The sequence below is a fragment of the Streptomyces sp. NBC_01471 genome (genome assembly GCF_041438865.1).
GTDB lineage: Bacteria > Actinomycetota > Actinomycetes > Streptomycetales > Streptomycetaceae > Streptomyces.
This window is the reverse complement of record NZ_CP109450.1, coordinates 1521789-1542769: the sequence shown is the minus strand read 5'-3', so window position 1 is coordinate 1542769 and position 20981 is coordinate 1521789. Positions and strand designations below refer to the sequence as shown.

Genomic DNA, 20981 nt, shown 5'->3' with positions numbered 1-20981 from the left:
CCCCGCGTCAACCAGTCGTAGGCCGTGTCATCTGGCGTAGATGGGCTGGTGGTCACTGCGGTTGCCCTTGCCGGTCTTCCATGACGCCTGAGGTCAGCGCCGTACGACGGATCTTTCCGCTGGGAGTTCGCGGCAGTGTGCCACGGGGGTGCGCGACGATCTGCGGGACTGGAAGGCCCTGAGCGGTGGCCGCGACGCCGATCGCCTGGACGAGTTCGGTGGCGCCTTCAGGTGTACGGGTCTCGACGTGACAGATGAGTTCGGGGTCCCCCGTCCCGGATGCGTCGATCACCACGACATCGGTGACCCCGGGTAGTTGCCGTACCAGGTGTTCGAGCAGTGCTTCGAGCCATCCGTCCTGCTCGTCGGCGCGACCCAGGATGTACAGGTAGGCGTCGTCGTCCAGATAGCCAAGATCGCCGGTTCGCAGCACGCGGTCGTCGACAGACGTGCTGTCGGCACGTCGCAGGCGGGCGCATATCTCGCCCGGTACACCAGGGGGCACGGGTGTTCCGTCCCTCTCAACGGTCAGTGTGATGCCGGGGAGGGCCCGCCCGACCGAGCCCGGGTGGTCCAGCCACTGGATCGTGTCGATCTCCGTGAGGATGCTTCGCGACGTTCCGTAGTACTCGTGCAGAACCGGGCCCAGAAGGTCGACAGCCGCGCGTTTGATCGCCGGGGGACACGCGGCTCCGCCGTGGAAGACCGCCTTCAGCGACCGGGCAGGAGCACTGCCTGCCGCCACGATGTCGACCAGCAGGTCGGGACTCAGCATGGTACTGGCCACATTGTGACAGTCGGCCAGCAGCACGAACTCCTGCGGTGACCAGTGCCGTTGTACGACCACGGCACTTCCCGCCTGTAGCGCGTACAGAGCTGGACCGAGTGTCCCGAGGTGGTACGTGGGGTTGGCCATGAGGTGCGGGCCCACGGACGGTCCCGCGGCGTACCGGCTTTCGACGGCGACCCCGAGGTAAGGGTGTCCGGGACGTACTCGCGGTACTCCCCGCGGTACGCCGGTGGTACCGGACGTCGCGAAGGCCAGGTAGCCGGCCGGGACTCTGGGCGCGGACGCTGAGCCCCGGCTCCCCGCGTCGGCAAGCGACTCGTCGCTGACCGTACGAACGGGGAGCGAGCCCGCTCTCGCGGGCCCAGCAGTCACATGTAGGGCGACGCCCATCTCGGAGAGCAGCCGAGGGCCTGCGGCCGACCTGAGCAGACCGTCCTCGACCGGGAACAGCCCGTATCCGTAGGCCAGCGCTGTCAGCGCGAGAGCGAAGAATCCCGGACCGGTGCGGATATCGGTGGACAGAATGCAGCCGTCCGGAAGTCCCTGTTCACGCAGGCCGCGGCCCAGGGCATCGGCTCGTTCGGTCAGTTCGCCGAAAGTGCACGATTCGGGTCCCGCTATGACGGCCACACGCGAGGCATCTGCCGCGGCGGTCCTCCAAGGGCTCCAGAGGTAGGAACGCACCGGGTCAGCCTTCCCTGCCAATGGCGCGGACAGCCGCCGCCGGCATGCCCGTCAACCGGTCGGCCAGTACGGCGAAGCTCTCCGACTCGGTAACCACTCGGACGTCGACATCGATGCCGAGCCGCTCTTCCAGCCGGTCGGCGAACCACACCGCCGTGACGGAGTCTCCGCCCAGGCCGAAGAAATCCTGGTTCGGTTCCACCTGATCGCCGAATATTTCACCGGCGGTCGCGATCACGAGGGGCAGGAGGGGTTCAGCGCGGTCATGGTTCATGGCAGAAACCTTTCCGACGACAAGCGGCGACTGGTGACGGCGGTGGTGTCCGAAACGATCTGATCGACGATGGACTGGGCAAGGGGCCTGCCAGCACGTTGTCCGTCGAACAGCAAGTCGATCAGAACTCCGTCGCGGTATTCGTTGCACCGCAGATGCAGAGCGGACGAGTCTTTGAGAGTGATACGGCGGAGGGGGTACGCGTCGGCTGTGATCCGCAGGCTCGAACTGTTCCTGGCCGAGCGCAACGGACCGGGAAAGCTACGCAGATTCACGTATATGTCGCCGACCAGGGGCAGCGGACCACCGGACGTGCCGGCAGCTGGTGGAGCGGTCAGCAGAGCCGTCAGGTCGCAGGCGGGAAGCTGTTGGTGCCGCAGTGCATCGACCATCGCGCCCGCGACCTCGGCAACCACTTCGTGCAGTGGCGCTCCGGGCGCGTTGATGGCCAGCGGGGCCGATCCCGCGAACATCCCGACTGTGTCCCGCTCGGTGGGGCCTCGAGAGTCGAGCGAGGTCCACAGGCTCACCCGGCGCTGTTCGGTATGGGTTGCGACGGCCCGCACGAACGAGCCGACGAGCCAGTGCATGACGGTACAGCGCGCACTCTTGCAGTGCTCACGCAGTTCCTCGACCGCGGAAGCGGAGAGCCGTACATGGACACTTCCGCTCGGAGTCGGAGAAGCGGCCGGTTCCTGCCAGCGATTGCGGGCGGCGAACTCGATCCGTTCGTGCCAGGAGGTGCGAGCCCGTTCCAACCGGCGCACGCTACGGCTCTCGTGTCGCGCGAGCGCTGCCCGCGCGAACGAGGGGGCGGCCGTCGGCGGTACACCGCCGGGATCCCGCAGGGTGGTGTAGTCCCGCCATATCTCACGGCTGAAAAGGTCGTGGGCGCGACCGTCGAAGAAGACGTTGTTGAAGGTTGCCAGGAAGGCATGGTGTTCGGTGTCGTGGCGAAGCAGACGGAGCGTGAAAGGACGCTTCTCACCGCCCAGCGGAGTGAGGACGTCCCGGGAGAAGACGGCTGCGGCGTAGCGGGAGAACTGATCCGCGGATCCAGCGGTGACAGATTGTGTGGTGATCGACCGGTCGTGCGGCCGAACCGGGGAAACCTGCTGCGCATCGGGCGTTTCCACGGAGTCGTTGAGCACCAGGGCCATGCGCAGGGCATCGTGGCGGGCGATGAAGAGGCGCACAGCCTCCTCGAAGCGGTCCGTGTCGAGGGGGCCGAGTATGCGGAAGGACAGCCGGACGTTGCGCCGGGTGCGGATCCCTCGTCCTCTGGCGAGGTACCACTCCTGCTCATAGGTCAGGGGGACGGGCGCCGCAGGACCGGGCGAGAAACTCGTCATATCAGGCACATGAACTCGCCCCCCTCCGTCTTGAGTGCGTCGGGCGTGCCTGCCTGGGTGATCCGGCCGTCCTGGACCACCAGTACTTGGTCGGCGGTCTGCAGCACGGTGAGCCGGTGCCCCACGGAGACGACAGTCTTCCCGGCGGCGAGCAGCCCCTGAAAGACGCGCTTTTCGAGCTCGGGGTCAAGGGCACTGGTCGCCTCGTCCAGAATGAGCAGCCGAGGTCGGCGGACCAACGCGCGGGCAAGGACGATACGTTGGCGCTGCCCGCCGGACAGTCCGTGACCTCCGGGGCCAACTAGCGTTTCGTAGCCCATCGGCAGGGCGGTGATCTCCTCGTGGATGTGAGCGAGCTTCACTGCCTCGAAGACGTCAGAGTCTGCGACCTCGTCAGCGCCGAAGCGGATGTTTTCTCGGATCGTGCCACTGAACAGGTGGGCGTCCTGGTTGATGTAGGCGATCTGGCGCCGGTAGGACGGACCGTGCAGTTCGGCCAGGTCGTGACCGCCGACCTCGATGGTGCCGGAGGTCGGTGTGTGCAGACCCGCCAGCAGCAGTCCGAGCGTCGATTTGCCCGAACCGGAGCGGCCCACCACTACCACGAACTGACCTGGCGTGATTCGCAGATCGATATCGGTCAGGGTCGGCTGTACCGCGCCCTTGTGCCGAAAGGACAGGCCGCGGACCGTCACGTTCAGCGGCTCGGCCTTGCCGTCGTCGGGAAGAGGTGACCCGGCGGGTTCAGGGTCGGTGGAGAAAAGGTCGTCGAGACGCGCCAGTGCGGGTCGCACGGTGGCCAGTTGGGAGGCCGTGTTGAAGACGTTTCCGAGCGGTGCGAACAACGAGATGGTCAGGGCCATGAACGCGAGCGTCCCGCCTGCCGAACTGTGTCCGGCGAGCACCTGCCAGATTCCGATGACGAGGACCACCATCGGCGCGAGAAACTGGATGGAGCGGCTGAGCGATGTGGTGGCCGCGAGGCTCCGCCGCGCATGGAGGCGCTTGTTGACCTCGGCGACCAACGAGTGCGACCAGCGTTCGGCGGCCACACTCTCTGTACCGGCCGACTTCAGGCTGGTGATGCTCTCCAGCAGATCGACAAGTTCGGCCTGCGCCTGGGTCTGTCGTTCCAGCACCTCGTGGCTCAGACGGCTCTGCTGTCGCCAGGTGATGGCCATGACCGCTGTCTGCAGCACGATGAGGGAGAGGACCACGGTGGCCAGCAGCGGGTTGACGACGAAGACGGCTGTCAGATAGATGACGATCAACAGGCTGTCGAAGAATGTCGACACCGCGCTCATGCTCAGGATCTGGTTCAGCGTGCTGCTGGTTCTGACGCGTAGGGCAAGGTCCCCAGGGTTGTGGACGGTGAAGAAGTCGTAGGGCAGGGACACCAGATGTTCCATCACGCCCCACGTCAGTTCGCGCTCGACCGTCGCCTGTCGTTTTGCCAGCAGCACGGCCCGCAGTGTCTGCAGGCCGAGGAAGAGCGCGGCCAGCGCGGCGAGTCCCACCGTCATCAGCCACAGGGTCCCGGTCAGGTGGTCGGGAACCACTTGTCCCAGAATTACGCTGACCGCGGCCGGCAGGACGAACTCCAGCGCCGTGAGAGCTCCCGAGGCACCGAGGATTTTGCTCAGTTCACGGCCACGCGGTACGACGTGCCGCAGCAGTCGCCAGGGCCCCGGCGCGGTCGCCGCACCGGACGTACGGACATTGACGGGCTCCAAGGGGGGCGCGAACTCCAGAGCCACGCCGGTGAACGACTCCGTGACCGTCTGCGCGCTCAGTCGACGGCGACCCGAAGCGGGGTCGACGATGTCGATGTAGTTCTCCGTCGCCTGCTCAAGCACCACAAAGTGGTTGAAGTTCCAGAAAAGGATGCTGCCAACGGGCAGATGCCGCAGACCTGCCAGATCCGTGCGAACTCCGCGTGCCCGCAGCCCGCTCCGGCGGGCGACATCCAAAAGGGTCCGGGCCGAAGCGCCATTGCGGCCCGAATCGATGGCAGCCCGCATCCTGGCGAGATCGGCGTCGATCCCGTGATGGCGCAGCGTCATGACGAGGGCCGCGGGACCACAGTCGCTGAGCTGGGTCTGCAGGCAGACCGGCACCCGGCGCCGGCCACGAAGAGCGCCGAATGCGCGAGCGATGTTTCCGCGAAAGCTCTCTGACGGACGGCTCTCGCTCGTCCGGCCGAACACCGGCCCCAACCCGTCCCTTGAATAGCGGTGTGCCAGGGCTTCGGCCCGAAAGCGTGGTCTGCTCGTCATCCTCTGCGTCCTCCTCGGCGAACCGGGCGGGCCGGAAGACTTTCCGGCCCGCCCGGCGTTAAAGACCTCACGGCCAACTGTCAGCGCCTTGGGTCGACAGCTGATGCCGTTCCCCTAGTCCGGCCTGACAGGCGTCAGGCCGCGCTGCAGTTCGGGGTGATGACGGTGAAGCCGCCGACGATGTCGTCCAGCTCCTCGTCGGTCAGGTTGGTGATGTCGATCGCGTTGTTCTCCATGATTTTCTCCTTTGAATTGATATGCATTTCCTGCTGGAACGCTGAAGTTCGCATTTCTCCCCCAGCGTCCGTTGAATGCATCTCCGCAGTGTGCGGTTGATTGCGTGAATGACAATAACCATGCGTCCGAGGAGAAGCAAGTATTCAATAATTCGAATTGCGCCGATCGATCTCACGCTTCTCGCCTGAGGGATATCGGGACATGCGAATTCGGCGAATCGCGCGGTGATTCCGCTCAGGTCCGGCTCTTCGCCTGCGACGTCTGCAGCAGAACCGAGGACGTCGCCCACGTCGCACGCCGCACAGGCCAGCCGGCGGTCAGCAGTGCGGCCGCCACCGCTTCGTTGTCGTCCACCACGAGCGCGACCCGGCGCTCCCGCGCCAGCTGCGTGAGCCAAGCCGCTTTGAGGACGCTCACCGGCCGATCGTCCTCGTCGGGGCGCATGTACAGATGTCCGACGGGCATCCCCTGGGCGGTGAGCCAGTCGATGGTGATTCCGCGGATGTGCTCAGGTCGGCCCGTGAACCAGACCACCTCGTGCGTCCCGCCCACATCGGCGGCGAGCATCAGCCCTTCTGGCAGCGGTACGTCGCCACTCGCGTGCTGAAAGAACGCGTTCCAGTCCTGCGGAGAACCGGCCAGGTGGGGCAGCCGGTGCGTGACATCCGCCACGACTCCGTCGATGTCGAAGACGGCCCAAGGCAGTTGGGTCCGGGGCACGCTGCGCCTCCTGTAGATCATGAATGAAGGTAGGGGGCGTCCGGCTGTGCCCATGTTGCGGCAGGCCGGTGAACGGGCAACACCTTCGCACGCGACGTCCGGTGCGACCACTCACGGAAAGCAGGTACCCGAAAGCCGTGACTGGAGAGACGGCATCCGTTGGCCGATCATGAGATGCGACAGCGCGACGCGGCAGTGACTTCCGGCGCGGATCGCATCTCGCCACGAGCCCGGCCCGACACAGGGCGGTTCGGGTTCCTGGATGAGTGGCCGGCACTCGTCGCAGTCGCAGTCGCTTTTCATCTGGAGGCAGTTATGGAAGGTCCCCGGGCAATTGGTGCACAGGGACCGGCAGCGGGGACGCCCGTACTCACGGAGGACACCTTGCTGTTCGCACCCCCGCGTCTGCGTAAGGGTGACGTGGTGGCCGTGGCCACCCCATCCGCACCGGTGATGACACCGAGGAGGCTGGCTCGCGGAGCCGAGGCGCTGCGCGAGCTGGGCTATGAAGTCCGTATGGGACCCCTTGCTGCCGGCGGAGTCCAGAACGCGACACCGGATCAACGGGTCGACGAGCTCAACAGATTCTTCGCGGACCCCGAAGTGCGCTGTGTCGTCGCCTCTTTGGGAGGCTTGAACAGCAACGCTGTGCTTGAGGCACTCGATTACGACGCCCTTCGGGCCGACCCCAAAATCATTCTCGGCTACAGCGACATCACCACCATTTTGTTGGCGGTACATCGCCGAGCGGGCCTGGTGACCTTTCACGGGCCCACGCTCCTGCCGGAGTTGGCAGAGTATCCACAGATTCTTCCTTACACCCGCGACAAGCTTCTGCGGGCCGTTGCCCGTCCGCAGCCGCTGGGGCGTCTCACGCCGGCCGAGGAGCACACCGATGAAATGCTCTTGTGGGACGAGAGTGACGATCGCGCGCGCAGGCTGCGCCCGGGGGACGGCTGGCAGTGGCTACACGCCGGGACAGGTACCGGGCCCCTGCTGGGTGGCAACCTGGAAACCATCGGTCTCCTCGCTGGGACGGACTACCTTCCCGACCTCACTGGGGCCGTCGTCTTCCTGGAGACCTGTGCCACCGACATCCGCGTCGTCGAACAGTCACTGACTCAGCTCCGCATGCTGAGGGTTTTCGACAAGATGGCGGCGCTGCTGCTCGGCCGGTCGTTCCGTGCCCCCGATGGTTTCGAGACCGCTCTTCGGCAGCTGGTCCGGTCGACTACGGCGAGATATCGCGTCCCCGTGGTCGCCGGTCTCGACATCGGACACAGCGACCCGATGCTGACTCTTCCGCTCGGAGTACGTGCCCGAGTCGACGCGCGGACCCGGTCCGTGGAGGTGCTCGATGCGGCGGTCCGCTGAGCTCGGCCTGCGCCATGTCGCAGGTGTGATGCGGCAGCACCGCATCGAGGAGGTCCTCGATGTGCCGGCAGCACCGCTCGGCAGCGGACTGCGCTATCCACGCGTGGTCCGGCTCGATCCCGGTGACCAGGCCTGGTATCTGCGTAGTTTCGGTACTGACTTCGAGATCGTGCCCTCTGACTGGCTTCGTCGCGGACTCGATCGTTGCTATTCCGTCGGTGCCGACCTGGAAGAGGCGGGGGAACGCGACGGTCTGCTGCTCGTGCAGGCGTTCACTGCTGACCTGCCCGGTGCGGAGAGCCTGGCAGGAACGCTGGTGGAGGAGCTTTCCCCCATCGCCGAGCGAGTGGCCGCCAAGTGGGACACGGCCTGGAACCGTCCATGCTGCTGGGTGGCCGCCGTCCTGCCCGCCGAGCCGGAAAGGGCGGACCATGCCTGACACCCTTTACCACCGCGCTCTGGTGAACGCGGGCATCGTGGCAAATGGTGGCTGGGGAAGCGGCATCACACCGTGGCGTGCCCTCGGTCTGGACGTGGTCCGCAGAATGGTGGACATCTTCGTGGAGAAGGCCGGCGCCGTGGCTCCGGTCGCCCGCGTCGAGCATCCCTTCCTGCACCGGCGTGATGACTACGAGCGGGTCTTCCCGGACTACAGGAACACCTACCGGCTGCCCGGTACCGAAGAGTCCCGCGCGGGCTGGGTGCTGCGCGCGGACAACCTTCATCTCAACGTCGCGTGGCTGCAACGGCACCGGCACCCAGGATCGGTGGTCTCGACCGGGGGCCTGCTGCGGCACCTGCGAGGCTCCGGTGCGCCGTTGTTCCGTGAGCGCTACATCTGGCCGGGCATACAGCTGAACCAACTGCTGCCTGCTGGCGAGGGGCCTGGGGCCCTGGCGTCCTACCAGCGTGTCGTCCGTCGCACCTTCGAAGCCTTCGGACTGCCGGTGCTGACCGTGGCGACCGATGCCCTCTCTTCCTATGGAGAGACGTGCCACCTCACCGTTTCGTGTCTTCGCGACGGACGGCCGACCGTGCTGGCGACGACCTACCTGATGGCTTCCCCGTATCGGAAAGCCCTGGGCGTCACCGGCGACCTGCTTGACATCGGCTTCACCGGCAAGGTGCTCGCCCTGGTGAGCATGCACCATCTCGACCGCGGCGGCCTCGGACTTCCCTCCGTACTGACTCCGGTCCAGGCAGGGGTGGTGGCACCGTCGGGCATCAGCGACATAAAACCGTGGTTGAGCAGCCTGGACGGCATCCGCGTGCAGACGGTCACGCTCGCCGCTGATGAGGACGTTCCCTTCCGTCGCAACCGGGTCGAACGTCGTCTGCTCCGCAGCGGTGCGCCGCTCGCCTACGGAGTCCGGCGTGACGGCACATGGCGTGTGGCCCGTCGCGGACCGATCGGCCACGCGTCGACCACGCCGTACCCCGACGCCACCGCGGTGCGGGCCGAACTCGCCGGCTACGACAGACGTCAACTGGAGCTCACCCGGGCGCGGTTGCAGCACGGCATCGAACGCTTCGGGCTGGTTTCGGGAGTGTGCGACGGATGTGCCGCGAGCCGTCGGGTTCCGGTGTTCGGCCGGATCGTGCCGCACCGTGCGTCCCGTTGTGTCCATTGCGCCGCTCCCGGCAGTGATCACCTGATCAGCGAAAGCGGACGTTTCTACTAAACGCGTTGCCCCGCCTCAACCGTAGGAGGTCGGTATGTTCACGAGGAGCGAATCCCACGTGCCAATGGTGATCGACATCACGACCACATCAGTGGGACGCGACACCGCATTGCATACTTTCACCAGCTTTTTCAAGTACGTCACCTTCAGCGGATACTTCCGTGTCGTCGTCACGGTCGACCCGGCCTACTCGGTCCCGTCCGAGGAGCGGTCCCGAACGCTCTCCTTCCTGCGTGACTTGAGGGAAGTGGACCCGAGGGTGACGGAGGTGGTGCTCGAAGAGTTCCCCCGTCAGGTCGGGCTGCCGGCCGCACTCGGAGTGCTGCTGTCCCACACGGTGTCGCCCGTCGGTGTCCACCTGGAGGACGACTGGGAGTTCAGCGGCGCTGTCGACCTCGATGGCCTGATCGACGACCTGTACGGCTGCGAGGCGACCCAGATCGTTTTCGGGAACTCGCACATGGCACGTGGCGGTACCTTCGAAAGGCCCGGCGAGGCCACCTTCGTCACAGACACCAAAGTCCCGCTTGTCAGGCTGGAGAGACCGAGCTGGGCCGCGCACTACATGCCTCTGGGCCCACACGTGCACCGAACTGCCTTGTGGGCCCCGGTTGTCGCCCGCGCCCTGGCGGTGAACGACCCATCACTCTGCGTCGACGAGCGTATCCGCGAACAAGTACTCGCGGAGGACGGATATGACCGGCACCGGGTCCATTTCACCCGTGACGTGGTGGTTCACGACATCGGACGAGCCTGGGTCGCTCGGCATCGGAAGTACCGGTCACTCACCCCTGAGCATCTCGATCGAATACCGGAGAACGGTCCGTTGCCCCGCGCCCGCACGGGGACTCTGGATCTGCGTCGGTCGGCCGAACTGCGCCGCCGGGCCGAGCGGGTCACGCCGGGATTGACACACACGTACCAAAAACGACCGGAGAATTTCGCCGACGGTCACTATCCCGTATATCTGGAACGCGGTGACGGTGCCCAGGTCCGGGACGTGGACGGACAGACCTACGTCGACTTCGTGGCGGGGCTGGGAGCGGCGACCCTTGGCCACAACCATCCGGTCGTCACGAACACCCTCAAGGAGAAGTCTCCCCGGGGACTGCTGCTTTCGCTGCCGACACCGTCCGAGGTCACGGCCGCCGAACTCCTCGCCGAGACGGTGCCGGGCGTGGAGATGGTCCGTTTTCTGAAGACGGGCGCCGAGGCGTGCGCTGCCGCGATACGGCTCGCCCGTTTGCTGACCGGACGGGACGAGGTGCTGCTGGCTGGATACCACGGCTGGCACGACCAGTTGATCGGTTCCAGCCCGGGCGTTCCCGCGTCTCTGCTCGCGCTCACGACCAGGATCGAACTGTCCTCCGCGCAGGACGACGAGCGGCTGCTGGAAGACCTTCGGGTACGCGACGACCGGATCGCATGCGTGATGGTGTCCACGCCGTACCACCGCGAGTTGACTACGGGGTTCCTGACGGCACTGCGTGACGCCTGCCGCCAGGCCGGCGCGCTGCTCGTCCTCGACGAGGTAGTCACCGGCTTCCGGCTCGCTGCCGGCGGACTCGGAGAGCACCTCGGAGTCGAAGCCGACCTGATCTGCTTCTCCAAAGGTCTGGCGGCGGGGGCGCCCCTGGCCGCGGTCGCGGGCCCCCGGCGGACGATGACCGCCTTCGAACAGCTGCGTGTGTCCAGCACCTTCGCCGGCGAGACCGTCTCCCTGGAAGTGATGAAAGCCGCCCTGCGGCACTACGCGCAGAGCGACTACTACACGCACATCGCCACCCTCGGCCGACGCCTGCGTGAGGGCCTCAACCGCGTCGCGGCCGAGGCCGCGCACGCCCCGGTGGCGGTCGGCTACGACCCCATGCCCTGCCTGCGCTTCGCCGAGGACCGCGCGCGCAACGCGTGTATCGCCGAGGCGTTCCTGGCCGGAATGGCGCAGCGTGGTGTGCTGCTTCGCAGAGACGTCAACTTCGTGACCGCCGCGCACCGCATGGAGCAGGTGGATTTCGCGCTCGCCGCGGCGGAAGAGGTCTTCGCCGAAAGACGATTCCGCGAAGCTGTCGCAGGCGGGCAGAGGGTCCCGACATGACCGGCCGGACCACCCCCCAGGTACCCAGGATCACGCGCGACGAATGGAACGAGCAGTTCGGATCGGGCCGCTGGGACTACCTCGCCGAAGGCCCGGAACAGGCACGCTACGCCGCGATCTGCGCGCGCATCCGGACCGCCCGAGCGGCAAGCGTGCTGGACGTGGGCTGCGGTGCGGGTGTGCTGCGCGACCATCTCGGCGACGACTTCAGCGGCCGGTACCTGGGAATCGACTGGTCGCACACCGTCCTGGCGAAGAGGATCCGTCGACGTGACGAGTGGCTGTTGTGTGCGGACGCCTCCCGTCTTCCCTTGCGTGGAAGCTTCGACACCGTGGTCCTCAGCGAGGTCCTGTACTACCTCGACGAACCGCTTTCGGCCATTGCCCGGATGCTCGACCTGGTGGCGCCCGGTGGGCAACTGCTCATCTCGCTCTACCAGCCGTCGGCCGACAGGCACCCTGACTGGCACTCCCTCATCGCGGATCTGGACCGGGATGTTCGCGCAATGGGCGACACGGCCCACCAACTCGTGACAGGGCACAGCCGGCGCAACTGGTTGCTGCACGTGATCACGCGAGAGGAGCAGAGGTGAGTCAGGTCGCAGAGCGTGTCCTGGTCGTCCAGGCGGACGACTTCGGTATGTGCCCCGCAGTGACGGACGGCATTCTGGAGGCCCACCGCGCCGGGGTGGTGACGCAGGCTTCGGTCATGGTCCCGGCGCCGGACGCGAACCGGGCGATGTGGCTGGCCCGCAAGCATGGCCTCCCCCTGGGCGCGCATCTTGTCCTGGCCTGCGAGTGGGAGGGGCTGCGCTACTACCCCCTCACCCGGGCGGACACCTTGCGGTCGCCCGACGGCGCTTACCTGCCGGGTCCTCCTGAGCTGCGTGCCGCGGACGCCGATCCGGAGGAGGTACATGCGGAACTCTGCGAGCAGCTACGGGTGATGGTGGCCGCGGGTCTCGTTCCCCGCCACTGTGAATCGCACGTGGGCGTCTTCGACCCGCACATCCTGGCCGACGTCAGTGCTCAGTGGGGGATCCCGTGCCGGGATGAAGTGCCCGCACCCGGCATTCCGATGGCAGTGGATTCCGTGTGGCACCTTTCCACTCGCCCGGAGGGTTCCAAGATGGACGACCTGCTCGGCCATCTTTCGACCCTGCCGCCGGGGACCCACATGGTGGTCGCCCACCCGGCGGCAGACCGGCCAGAGCTCGACATGCTCACCGACTCCGGCTCACGCCGCTGGAAATGGGCGCGGCCCATTCGGACAAGCGACCTTGCCACTCTCCTCGACCCACGCTTTCTGAGGGCTTGTGCGAGCTGGGGCATCACCCTCGCGCCCTTGCCCACGGCCCGGTCTGAGCAGTCCGGCTTCAGCACGGAGCAAACCGAGAACCGAGAAAGGAAGTCACCGATATGTTCGTGAAAACGACACCCTCTGCGACGGCACCGGAGTCCGGTCCGACAGCGACTCCCGCCACCCTGACCCCGCCCGGCTCCTGGCGGATACCCGACACCCACTATCTGACGGTGATGGGAAGTCCGTGGTACGCGGCGCTGGTCACACTCCAGGACGCTTTCACCTCGGCGACTGTGCAGTTCTGGACCGAACGTGGAATTCGATTCGGTCATCTGCCGGTGACCACCGGATCGGTGTCCTCGCCGATGGGCCTCGGCAGTGACTCGCTGCCGGTCGAGGTAGACCTCTTCGGGGCGCCGACATACCTCGCCGACTCCATGCAGTTCAGCCTTGAGTACCTTTGTCGGCTGGCCGACCGCGGAGCCTATTACCTGATGCCGTCATTTCGCGGCGAGGCACCCGACGCGACGCATCTGTGCCAGTTCTTTCACAGCGAGGCCGAGATTCCCGGCGGCCTGCACGACGTCATGACCGTCGTAGAGGCGTACCTGCGCCATGTTGTCGGGGAATTGGCGGGCCGGCACGAGGGCCTCATCCGCGCGGCCGCGGGATCGATGGACCACATCACGGCGCTACTCGACGGCCCGCGTGCCTTCCGGCGCCTGACCTTCGATGAAGCGAGTGCCGCGCTGGACCACGATCCGCGTTACATCGACCGCGAGGACGGCTGGCGCAACCTCACGCGAGCCGGCGAGCGCCAACTCATGAAAATATACGGCGACTTCTTGTGGGTGACCCACTGGGACACGTTGGCCGTGCCGTTCTACCAGAGGCAGGACGCACAAGGACGGGCACTCAACGGAGACCTGCTTTTCGGCCCCGGCGAGGTTGTCGGAGCCGGCGAAAGGCATGTCAACGGCAACGAAGTCCTTGGTGCCTTGCGGCAACACGCAGTGCCGACCGAGGGATACGAGTGGTACGTGCAGATGAAGACCGAGAATCCCCTGCGCACCGCCGGCTTCGGCATGGGCGTCGAGCGTTTCCTGATGTGGTTGCTCGGTCAGCGAGACATCCGCGATCTGGAGCTGCTGCCGCGCGTGAACGGTCGCACCATCCTTCCTTAGGAGCCTTCGTGCACCACCTTCGTGATTCGTCCGACATACTCAAGGACGCCGAAAAGCTGCGTGACCGACTGGCCGAAGACGGATATCTCTATCTACCGGGATTTCTCGATGCCTCCGAGGTCGTCGCCGTACAGTCTGAGCTGCGCGCCGTGCTGCACTCCGTCGGATGGCTCGCCGATCCGGACAGACTTGCTGCCGCCGGGCGGGGACTCGGTTTCCGTCCCCATTCCTTCCGCACTTTGTACCCAGCGGTGCTGCGGCTGGAGAGCGTCCACCGGATCGCGTTCGACGCCGTCCTCTGGGCATTCATGGAACGGCTGTTCGGCGGCGAGATCTTCTGCCACCCCGCGCGGGTCGTGCGCATCGCGCCCCAGTCCGCCGGCGAGTACGCGACCCGGGCCCATCAGGACTACGTGGTACAGCACGTCACCACCGATGTGGTGACGTGCTGGATTCCCTTCACCCGCTGTGACGAGGACAAGCAGGGCCTACGGCTGATCCCGGGCTCCCAGCTGCGTGGGTTCCTGCCCCCCGATGCATCGCTCGGCGGACGCCGCCCCCTATATCTTTCTGTGCCGTCGGACGATCCGGCCTGGGCCACGGCCGACTACGCGCCTGGTGACCTGGTGCTGTTCCACAGCTTGACCGTGCATGGCGGCGGTCCCAACGCGAGCGACGAACTGCGACTCTCCACCGACCTCCGATACCAACTCGTCGACGATCCGATGCGGGCGGAGTTCACACACCCGCACGGCTGGCCCATGACCCCTGACTGGGACGAGATCGCGGCCGGCTGGTCCACCGATGAGTGGTACCGACTGCCCGACCGAGTGCGTCTCGTTCCGATGCCCGACGGCGTCGACTACGGCGAGTACCTGGCTGGCCTTGTCCCGCAGCCTTCCAGACTGCTGGCCGACCGTCGGCAGATCGCCTGACGGGCACGAGACCGACCGCCCGACTCATCGAGCGCAACACCCCAACACCCCGCAAGGAGAAGTCCCATGTCGCTGATGACTGATGCTCAGTTCGAGAAATTCTTCGAGCCGTATGCTGGCAACGTCGAAGGTTTTTATGAGGCCACCTACTGGCGGCTGGCCGACGAGTTGATCAAGGAGCTGATCCGACGCCACCTCGACCTCAAGAGCGGTCAGCGCGTCCTGGACGTGGGTGGTGGTACGGGCCGATGGGGCATCTGGCTGGCCACCGAGTTCGGTGTCGACGTCACCGTTGCGGACAAATCTGCCGACATGCTCCGGCAGGCGGAGACCAATCGCCGGGCATCGTCCGTGGCCGACCGCGTCGAGCTCGTCCACTGCGATGTGGAGGACGCCCCCGAACTGGTCGACGCGTCCTACGACGCGGTGATCAGCACCTACGGCGTACTCTCCTTCCTCGACAACCCGGCCGCGGCCTTCGAGACCATCCACCGGGCCATGCGTCCCGGCGCGACGGGCTTCCTCATGAGCCACTCCCTGTCGAACGCCCTCTCCTCGAAGATCCTCCGGGACGGCGCCGGTCCCGAGGAGCTGGCTGCCCTGATGGCCACTCGTATCGTGCGGTGGTCCGAGCACGTGCCGCCGTTGCGGGTCTTCTCGGCCGATGAGCTGAAGTCTCTTGCCACCGGTGCCGGCCTGGTCGGCGAGCGGGTCTTCGGCGTCACGGCACTCGCTCTGCCGGGACCGGAGGACTTCGGTTACCCGTACGACAAGATCAGCGACATCTCACGTGCCCTGAAGGATGAGGAGTACTTCCGTACGGTCCTGGCTCTGGAGCTGGAGGCCAGCCGGCACGACGCGTGGGCCGAACGCGGCACCAATCTGGCGATCAAGGTGCGCAGGCCGTGAGCGCCACGGCGTCGACTGTTCCCTACGACGCGCTGTCGGCGGTCTACGACCGGTGGACTGCCCAGAACGACTACTCCCGGTGGGCGGCTTACCTGGCCGACCGCTTCAGCGCCCACGGCGACGTCCGACGAGTCCTCGATGTGTGCTGCGGCACGGGCAGTCTCATCGCGCTGCTGCAGATGCAGGGGCTTGAGGTCAGCGGTGCCGACGGGTCCGAGGGCATGCTGATGCGGGCCCGCACCCGCACAGCGCCGGGCACCGAACTGTTCCACGTCCGGCTGCCCGCACCCCTGCCCGTAGCCGACGCGTCCTACGACGCGGCTGTGTGCAGCTTCGACAGTGTCAACTACTTCCGGCCCGACCAACTGCCGGAGCTGTTCACCTGCGTCGCCAAGGCACTGCGCCCTGGCGGGCTGTTCGTGTTCGACGTCAACACCCGGTACAAGCTGGAGAACCTGCACGGCAACAGTCACTACGGCGACGACCTGGACAGTTTCGCCTATGTGTGGCGTAACCGATACCACCCCGAAGAGCACCGCTGCGACTTCACCATCAGCCTGTTCACGCGGGGCACCGAAGGCTTCGCCAAGCAGGTCGAGCAGCACAGCCAGTGGTGGTTCGATCCGGAGGAGATCCGTTCCGCCGGTCGGATGGCAGGCTTCGAGGCGGCCACCGTGACGGAGGACTACGAGGACCACCACCCGGGCCCGAAGACCATGCGCGAGACATGGACCTTCGTACGCGGACCGGCCCCGGCCGCCTGACCGCACATGCCTGCGTCGACGCCACCCCGTCCACACCGAGGAAGGGAATTCCTTCATGCATCACCCCGAGGGCGCGGTGGCGTCGGCGCGGGACGCGACACCACCCCGTGCCACTGCCGAAGTCGCTGTGGACGCTGCCCGCCCCTTCCAACTCGACGACCCTCTCGGCTGGTTCGACGACGCTCGCGAGCACTCCCCAGTTCTCTGGCATCCCCAGACCGCCTCCTGGTATGTCACGAGGTTCGACGATGTCTGGCGCCTCTTGCTCGACGCCCGACTCGGTGCGCGCAGCCCGGAACCTTTCCTCCGTAAGCTCCCCGGGCCGCAGCAGGACGCTGTCCGTCCACTGGTGGATTTCCTCTCCCGCTGGCCGATGTTCCTCGACGCGCCTCGGCATGACGTCGTGCGCAGGGTCCTCCGGCCGGCGTTCACACCCGACGAGGTGACCCGGGTGGCCGAGGTCGTACGAAAACGTGGGGTGTTCCGTGCCGGTTCAGGCGCGGACTTGCTGGAAGCGGCTTTGCGACCAGCCTGCCAGGACGCGCTCAGTGCGCTGCTCGGCGTGGCTCCGGAGGACTTTCCTCGGCTGGTGACCTGGTCCGAGAAACTGATGGGCTTCGTGGGACGCTCCCGGATCGACGCCACCCTGATCCACCACACACACAGTGCGCTCGCGCAGTTCACCGAATTCACCGGACATGCCCTGGCAAGTGGGGCCAGTCCGCTTGCGCGGTCCGTCGGTGCGGCCGTCCGTGACCGGGTGCTCCAGACCGCGGACGCGGTGGCGATCTACGCCCAACTGGTCACCGGGGCACTGGAACCCACGGTCAGTGCCCTGGCCACGGCTCTGCAGGCGCTCTGCCTCGGACCGGCCCGCCGGGACCATTACGCCGCCGAACCTGCGGGTTTCGTCCATGAGGCAATCCGAATGGCGACCCCGTTCCACTTCGCGGCCCGGCGTGCACAGAGGGACATGGAAATTCACGGCCAGCGCATTCCCGCCGGGGACCGAGTGGTACTGGTGCTGGCCGCGGCCAATCGTGACCCTCGCCGGTTCGCAGCACCACTGGAGTTCCGCCGGGGCCGCACCGGCGCCCACGTTGCCTTCGGCCGGGGGCGACACGCTTGCATGGGCGCCCTCGTCACCAAGCACATCATGCGCACGGTCCTCGACGCCTACTTGGCCGAGACGATCGAGATTCGTCCGGTCGTCATCGATTGGCACATCACCATGGGCATGAAATGGCCGCTTTCCGTAACAGGGGGAACCACAAAGTGACCCGATCGCACACATTTGAAAGAGGTTCCTTGCGCGCAGATGCACACGAAGCAACGGCGCCCCGCCCCCATGTGCCTCTCGCCCGTACCGTCCGCCGCCGCTGGACAGAGCTGCCACAGGAGGTACGGGAGGCCGTGGCGGATCACCTCGGCTCCCCCGTGGACATGGCCTTCGACCAGTCAGGAGGGTTCTCTCGCGGCACCGCGGCCCGTTTGCGGTGCGCCGATGGAACTCGCGCTTTTGCCAAGGCGGTAACTCGGGGCGGCGACCCGTACACGGTCGCACTGGCCGAGCGGGAAGCCGCCGTAGCCGGCGCGCTCACTCCCGGACTCGGTCTTCCGGCGCCCGCCTTCCGTGGATCGGTCGAGTCGGCCGGATGGTTCGTCCTGCTCTTCGAGGATGTCGAAGGAGACATGGCCAAGGTGCCCTGGCTTCCAGCCGAGTTGGCGCTGGTACAGAGGAGCCTCGTGACACTTGCTGAGCGGGCCACACCGTCTCCCTTGCCCGGCCTGCCCGTATGGGGCGGTGAGCTGGAGGAGTGGCACGGCTGGAACCGACTGCTCGCGGATGCCGACCCGCTGCGGGACGTCGATTCATGGACGTCCCGCAATGCCGTCAGGCTGGCTGAAGCGGAAGCAGGCTTTCCGGCCGCTACGGCCGGCGACACCTTGCTCCACTCGGACTTGAGGTCGGACAACATCCTGCTCAACGGCGGTCAGGTCACTTTCGTCGACTGGGCCTGGGCGGCTCGGGGTCAGGCATGGCTCGATCCCATGATCTTCGCGCTGTGTGCGGCCGTACAGGGGCATCCCGACCCCGAGGCGGTGTTCGCGGCGCATCCGTCGGCTCGGGCCGCGGAACCCGCCGAGGTCGACAGCGCCCTGGCGGCTCTGGCTGGCAGGTTCGTGGTGGCCGCACGGCAGCCGGTGGAGTGGGAGACCGCGCCGGTGCGCGCTTTCCAAAAGGCCGAAGCGGCAACCGCGATCGCCTGGTTGCGCGTGCGCACCGGATGGCGGTGAGCAGAACGCCGACGGCACTGACCTGCCGTCGGAGACCGCCGCTGGGACAGGACACCAGGGCTTCTGACTGCGACTATTGAACGCATTTGCGGACCGTGGAGACCCGCTAGGATGATAGAAGCGCGTGGAGTGACGTGCTTCGCGAAGTTCCCGCTGGACCGCTTCGCGGGTCAGTGCTCAGCTGTATTCCCGATAGAGGAGATCATGTCCGCTGCGGCGTTCATCTCGACGACCATTCCCTACGTAAATGCCCGTCCGCACCTCGGACATGCGTTGGAGTACGTACAAGCGGACGCTTTCGCAAGGCATATGGCGAGCCAGAAGGATGTCTTCTTCCTCAGCGGCACGGACGAAAACAGCCTCAAAAACGTACTGGCCGCCGAGCGCGAGGGTATTTCCACGAGGGAACTCGTTGACCGCAACGTGCATTTTTTCGAGACTTTGCTCGAATCTTTGAACATCAAGGTCAGTGATTTTATTCGGACGAGCGTCAGCACAAACCACATTGCCGGTGCCACTCAAATCTGGCGCCGGATGGAGGAACGTGATGACATCTACACCAAGGACTACGAGGGCCTGTATTGTGTGGGCTGCGAGCAGTTCTATACTCCCGACGAGCTGAAAGACGGAAAGTGCCCTGAGCACCTCGTCGAGCCGGAACTGGTGACGGAACGCAACTACTTCTTCCGACTCTCGCGCTACGGAAACCAGTTGCTGGAGGAGCTTTCCTCAGGGCGGCTGAAGATCTACCCGGAGTCACGGCTGAATGAGGTCACATCCTTCATTCGCGCCGGACTGGAAGACATCAGCATCTCGCGGTCCGTCGAACGGGCGCGTGGTTGGGGCATCCCGGTGCCTGATGACGAGAGTCAGGTGATGTACGTCTGGATCGACGCGTTGACGAACTACATCAACGCCCTCGGCTGGACGGAAGAGAAGGACGCTTACAAGTGCTTCTGGGCGAACGCCGACCGGCGGACCCACGTGGTCGGTAAAGGTGTTCTGCGCTTCCACGCCATCTACTGGCCGGCCATGCTGCTTTCGGCCGGACTGCCTTTGCCCACCGAGGTGATGGTGCACGGATACATCACCGCTGGCGGTCAGAAGCTCAGCAAGAGCCTGGGCAACGCGATCGACCCCATGGATCTCCTGCGGGACTACGGCCAGGACGCACTGCGTTATCTTCTGCTCGCCGATTTCTCACCCTTTGGCGACGGAGACTTCAGCCAGGAGCGCCTGGTCACTAGGTACAACACGGACCTCGCCAATGCGCTCGGCAACCTGCTCAGCAGGATTACTGCGATGACCGTCCGATATCGAGAGGGTGTGCTTCCAGCGAGCGGTCCACTGGGTGCTCCGGAAGAGGCCCTGCTGGAGCAGGCATCGGTCAGTACGCGTGAGGCCGATGCCGCGATGGAGCGATACGACCACCGTGAAGCACTGGCCAGGATCTGGGACCTGGTGCGGCGCACCAATGCTTATGTCGACGAGCGTGCACCCTGGCATCTAGCCAAGGCTGCCGCACAGGGTGACGCCCGCGCCGCTCAGGAACTCGACAGCGTTCTGCATCACGCCTATCGGGTTCTTCAACGGCTCGGAGTGCTGCTGCGCCCGTTCATTCCGCAGGCCTCTGCTAACATGTTGTCCGCTCTCAATGAAAGCCCCGAGTGCCGTATCGCTGACCTGGTCGTGAACCCGGCTGGACGGCGTATCGAAAAGGCAGCACCTCTTTTCCCGAAGCTTGAACTGGCCTGAATCCGGCTGGTCGTGGGTGTGGCGGCGCCATTGCAGGCACGAGGCTGGCCCGCCACCATCACCAGCGGTTCAGGTGCTGCGGACCCCGGCGGCACGAACCCACAGAACGGACATGTGAAGTGGTACCACCTAAAGGCGAGATGCTTTCGCGTCTGAGTTTTTCATTGGTCACGCTGGCACTGGCGGTCATCTTGAGCGGCACCATCGGAAGTGCCTTCCCGGCCGGACTGCCGGGTCTCCCGTCTTCCGACTCGGTGAAGCACCACGAGTGGGCCGAGGGCCCCGGAATAGGCTGGAACAGCACGGCTTCGGGTAGTGCTCAGCAAAGCAGCGACGCGTAGCCGAGTAT

At 65.9% G+C, this 20981-nt stretch carries 18 protein-coding genes; 13 read left to right on the top strand and 5 right to left on the bottom strand.

The window, feature by feature from the left end; translation table 11 throughout:
* Nucleotides 1–52: 52 nt before the first annotated feature.
* The 5 genes from OG285_RS06805 to OG285_RS06785 form a co-directional block, all read right to left on the bottom strand.
* Entirely contained in the window at nucleotides 53–1474 is a 1422-nt protein-coding gene (locus OG285_RS06805) for a class I adenylate-forming enzyme family protein (RefSeq protein ID WP_371790507.1), read from the bottom strand.
* Nucleotides 1475–1478: 4 nt separating this feature from the next.
* Nucleotides 1479–1748 (bottom strand): acyl carrier protein, encoded by a 270-nt coding sequence (locus OG285_RS06800; RefSeq protein ID WP_356830123.1) that lies wholly within the window; start codon nucleotides 1746–1748, stop codon nucleotides 1479–1481.
* A complete protein-coding gene (locus OG285_RS06795) occupies nucleotides 1745–3100 on the bottom strand; it encodes a condensation domain-containing protein (RefSeq protein ID WP_371790506.1) in 1356 nt (451 codons plus the stop codon). The genes OG285_RS06800 and OG285_RS06795 overlap by 4 nt, the downstream gene beginning before the upstream one ends.
* The gene (locus OG285_RS06790; RefSeq protein ID WP_371790505.1) at nucleotides 3097–5376 is read right to left on the bottom strand and encodes a peptidase domain-containing ABC transporter; all 2280 of its coding nucleotides are present in this window, start codon (nucleotides 5374–5376) and stop codon (nucleotides 3097–3099) included. Before OG285_RS06790 ends, OG285_RS06795 begins: the two co-directional genes overlap by 4 nt.
* 471 nt (nucleotides 5377–5847) lie before the next feature.
* On the bottom strand, nucleotides 5848–6333 hold the full coding sequence (locus OG285_RS06785; protein ID WP_371790504.1) for a hypothetical protein: 486 nt from the start codon (nucleotides 6331–6333) through the stop codon (nucleotides 5848–5850).
* Nucleotides 6334–6717: 384 nt separating this feature from the next.
* Here OG285_RS06785 and OG285_RS06780 point away from each other — a divergent pair, with 384 nt between their 5' ends.
* The 13 genes from OG285_RS06780 to metG all read left to right on the top strand — a co-directional run bounded on the left by OG285_RS06780 (nucleotide 6718) and on the right by metG (nucleotide 20632).
* Nucleotides 6718–7707, top strand: a complete 990-nt coding sequence (locus OG285_RS06780) for a S66 peptidase family protein (protein WP_356830131.1) — start codon at nucleotides 6718–6720, stop codon at nucleotides 7705–7707.
* Nucleotides 7691–8146: a hypothetical protein gene (locus OG285_RS06775; RefSeq protein WP_356830133.1), complete on the top strand. Its 456-nt coding sequence runs from the start codon at nucleotides 7691–7693 to the stop codon at nucleotides 8144–8146. The genes OG285_RS06780 and OG285_RS06775 overlap by 17 nt, the downstream gene beginning before the upstream one ends.
* A 22-nt stretch (nucleotides 8147–8168) precedes the next feature.
* Complete coding sequence (locus tag OG285_RS06770) at nucleotides 8169–9389, top strand: hypothetical protein (protein ID WP_371790503.1); 1221 nt, start codon at nucleotides 8169–8171, stop codon at nucleotides 9387–9389.
* A gap of 64 nt (nucleotides 9390–9453) precedes the next feature.
* The gene (locus OG285_RS06765) at nucleotides 9454–11484 is read left to right on the top strand and encodes an aminotransferase class III-fold pyridoxal phosphate-dependent enzyme (RefSeq protein WP_371793471.1); all 2031 of its coding nucleotides are present in this window, start codon (nucleotides 9454–9456) and stop codon (nucleotides 11482–11484) included.
* Complete coding sequence (locus OG285_RS06760) at nucleotides 11481–12077, top strand: class I SAM-dependent methyltransferase (RefSeq protein WP_356830137.1); 597 nt, start codon at nucleotides 11481–11483, stop codon at nucleotides 12075–12077. Before OG285_RS06765 ends, OG285_RS06760 begins: the two co-directional genes overlap by 4 nt.
* On the top strand, nucleotides 12074–12913 hold the full coding sequence (locus OG285_RS06755; protein ID WP_356830139.1) for a ChbG/HpnK family deacetylase: 840 nt from the start codon (nucleotides 12074–12076) through the stop codon (nucleotides 12911–12913). The genes OG285_RS06760 and OG285_RS06755 overlap by 4 nt, the downstream gene beginning before the upstream one ends.
* Nucleotides 12904–13971 carry an asparagine synthetase A gene (locus OG285_RS06750; RefSeq protein ID WP_371790502.1) on the top strand — a complete coding sequence of 356 codons (1068 nt, stop codon included), beginning with the start codon at nucleotides 12904–12906 and terminating at the stop codon, nucleotides 13969–13971. Before OG285_RS06755 ends, OG285_RS06750 begins: the two co-directional genes overlap by 10 nt.
* 8 nt (nucleotides 13972–13979) lie before the next feature.
* On the top strand, nucleotides 13980–14906 hold the full coding sequence (locus tag OG285_RS06745; protein WP_371790501.1) for a phytanoyl-CoA dioxygenase family protein: 927 nt from the start codon (nucleotides 13980–13982) through the stop codon (nucleotides 14904–14906).
* Between the two features lie 66 nt (nucleotides 14907–14972).
* On the top strand, nucleotides 14973–15815 hold the full coding sequence (locus OG285_RS06740; protein ID WP_356830145.1) for a methyltransferase domain-containing protein: 843 nt from the start codon (nucleotides 14973–14975) through the stop codon (nucleotides 15813–15815).
* On the top strand, nucleotides 15812–16579 hold the full coding sequence (locus OG285_RS06735) for a class I SAM-dependent methyltransferase (protein WP_356830147.1): 768 nt from the start codon (nucleotides 15812–15814) through the stop codon (nucleotides 16577–16579). Before OG285_RS06740 ends, OG285_RS06735 begins: the two co-directional genes overlap by 4 nt.
* 55 nt (nucleotides 16580–16634) lie before the next feature.
* Entirely contained in the window at nucleotides 16635–17858 is a 1224-nt protein-coding gene (locus tag OG285_RS06730) for a cytochrome P450 (RefSeq protein WP_371790500.1), read from the top strand.
* Nucleotides 17859–18271: 413 nt separating this feature from the next.
* Nucleotides 18272–18877 carry a hypothetical protein gene (locus OG285_RS06725; protein ID WP_371790499.1) on the top strand — a complete coding sequence of 202 codons (606 nt, stop codon included), beginning with the start codon at nucleotides 18272–18274 and terminating at the stop codon, nucleotides 18875–18877.
* Between the two features lie 111 nt (nucleotides 18878–18988).
* On the top strand, nucleotides 18989–20632 hold the full coding sequence (gene metG, locus OG285_RS06720; RefSeq protein ID WP_371790498.1) for a methionine--tRNA ligase: 1644 nt from the start codon (nucleotides 18989–18991) through the stop codon (nucleotides 20630–20632).
* The last annotated feature ends 349 nt before the right edge of the window (nucleotides 20633–20981 follow it).

Coding starts and splice junctions, on each gene's coding strand:
- OG285_RS06800 (WP_356830123.1), bottom strand. CDS start 1,748: ATGAACCATGACCGCGCTGAACCCCTCCTGCCCCTCGTGATCGCGACC.
- OG285_RS06795 (WP_371790506.1), bottom strand. CDS start 3,100: ATGACGAGTTTCTCGCCCGGTCCTGCGGCGCCCGTCCCCCTGACCTAT.
- OG285_RS06790 (WP_371790505.1), bottom strand. CDS start 5,376: ATGACGAGCAGACCACGCTTTCGGGCCGAAGCCCTGGCACACCGCTAT.
- OG285_RS06775 (WP_356830133.1), top strand. CDS start 7,691: ATGCGGCGGTCCGCTGAGCTCGGCCTGCGCCATGTCGCAGGTGTGATG.
- OG285_RS06765 (WP_371793471.1), top strand. CDS start 9,454: ATGGTGATCGACATCACGACCACATCAGTGGGACGCGACACCGCATTG.
- OG285_RS06760 (WP_356830137.1), top strand. CDS start 11,481: ATGACCGGCCGGACCACCCCCCAGGTACCCAGGATCACGCGCGACGAA.
- OG285_RS06750 (WP_371790502.1), top strand. CDS start 12,904: ATGTTCGTGAAAACGACACCCTCTGCGACGGCACCGGAGTCCGGTCCG.
- OG285_RS06740 (WP_356830145.1), top strand. CDS start 14,973: ATGTCGCTGATGACTGATGCTCAGTTCGAGAAATTCTTCGAGCCGTAT.
- OG285_RS06730 (WP_371790500.1), top strand. CDS start 16,635: ATGCATCACCCCGAGGGCGCGGTGGCGTCGGCGCGGGACGCGACACCA.
- OG285_RS06725 (WP_371790499.1), top strand. CDS start 18,272: ATGGCCAAGGTGCCCTGGCTTCCAGCCGAGTTGGCGCTGGTACAGAGG.
- metG (WP_371790498.1), top strand. CDS start 18,989: ATGATAGAAGCGCGTGGAGTGACGTGCTTCGCGAAGTTCCCGCTGGAC.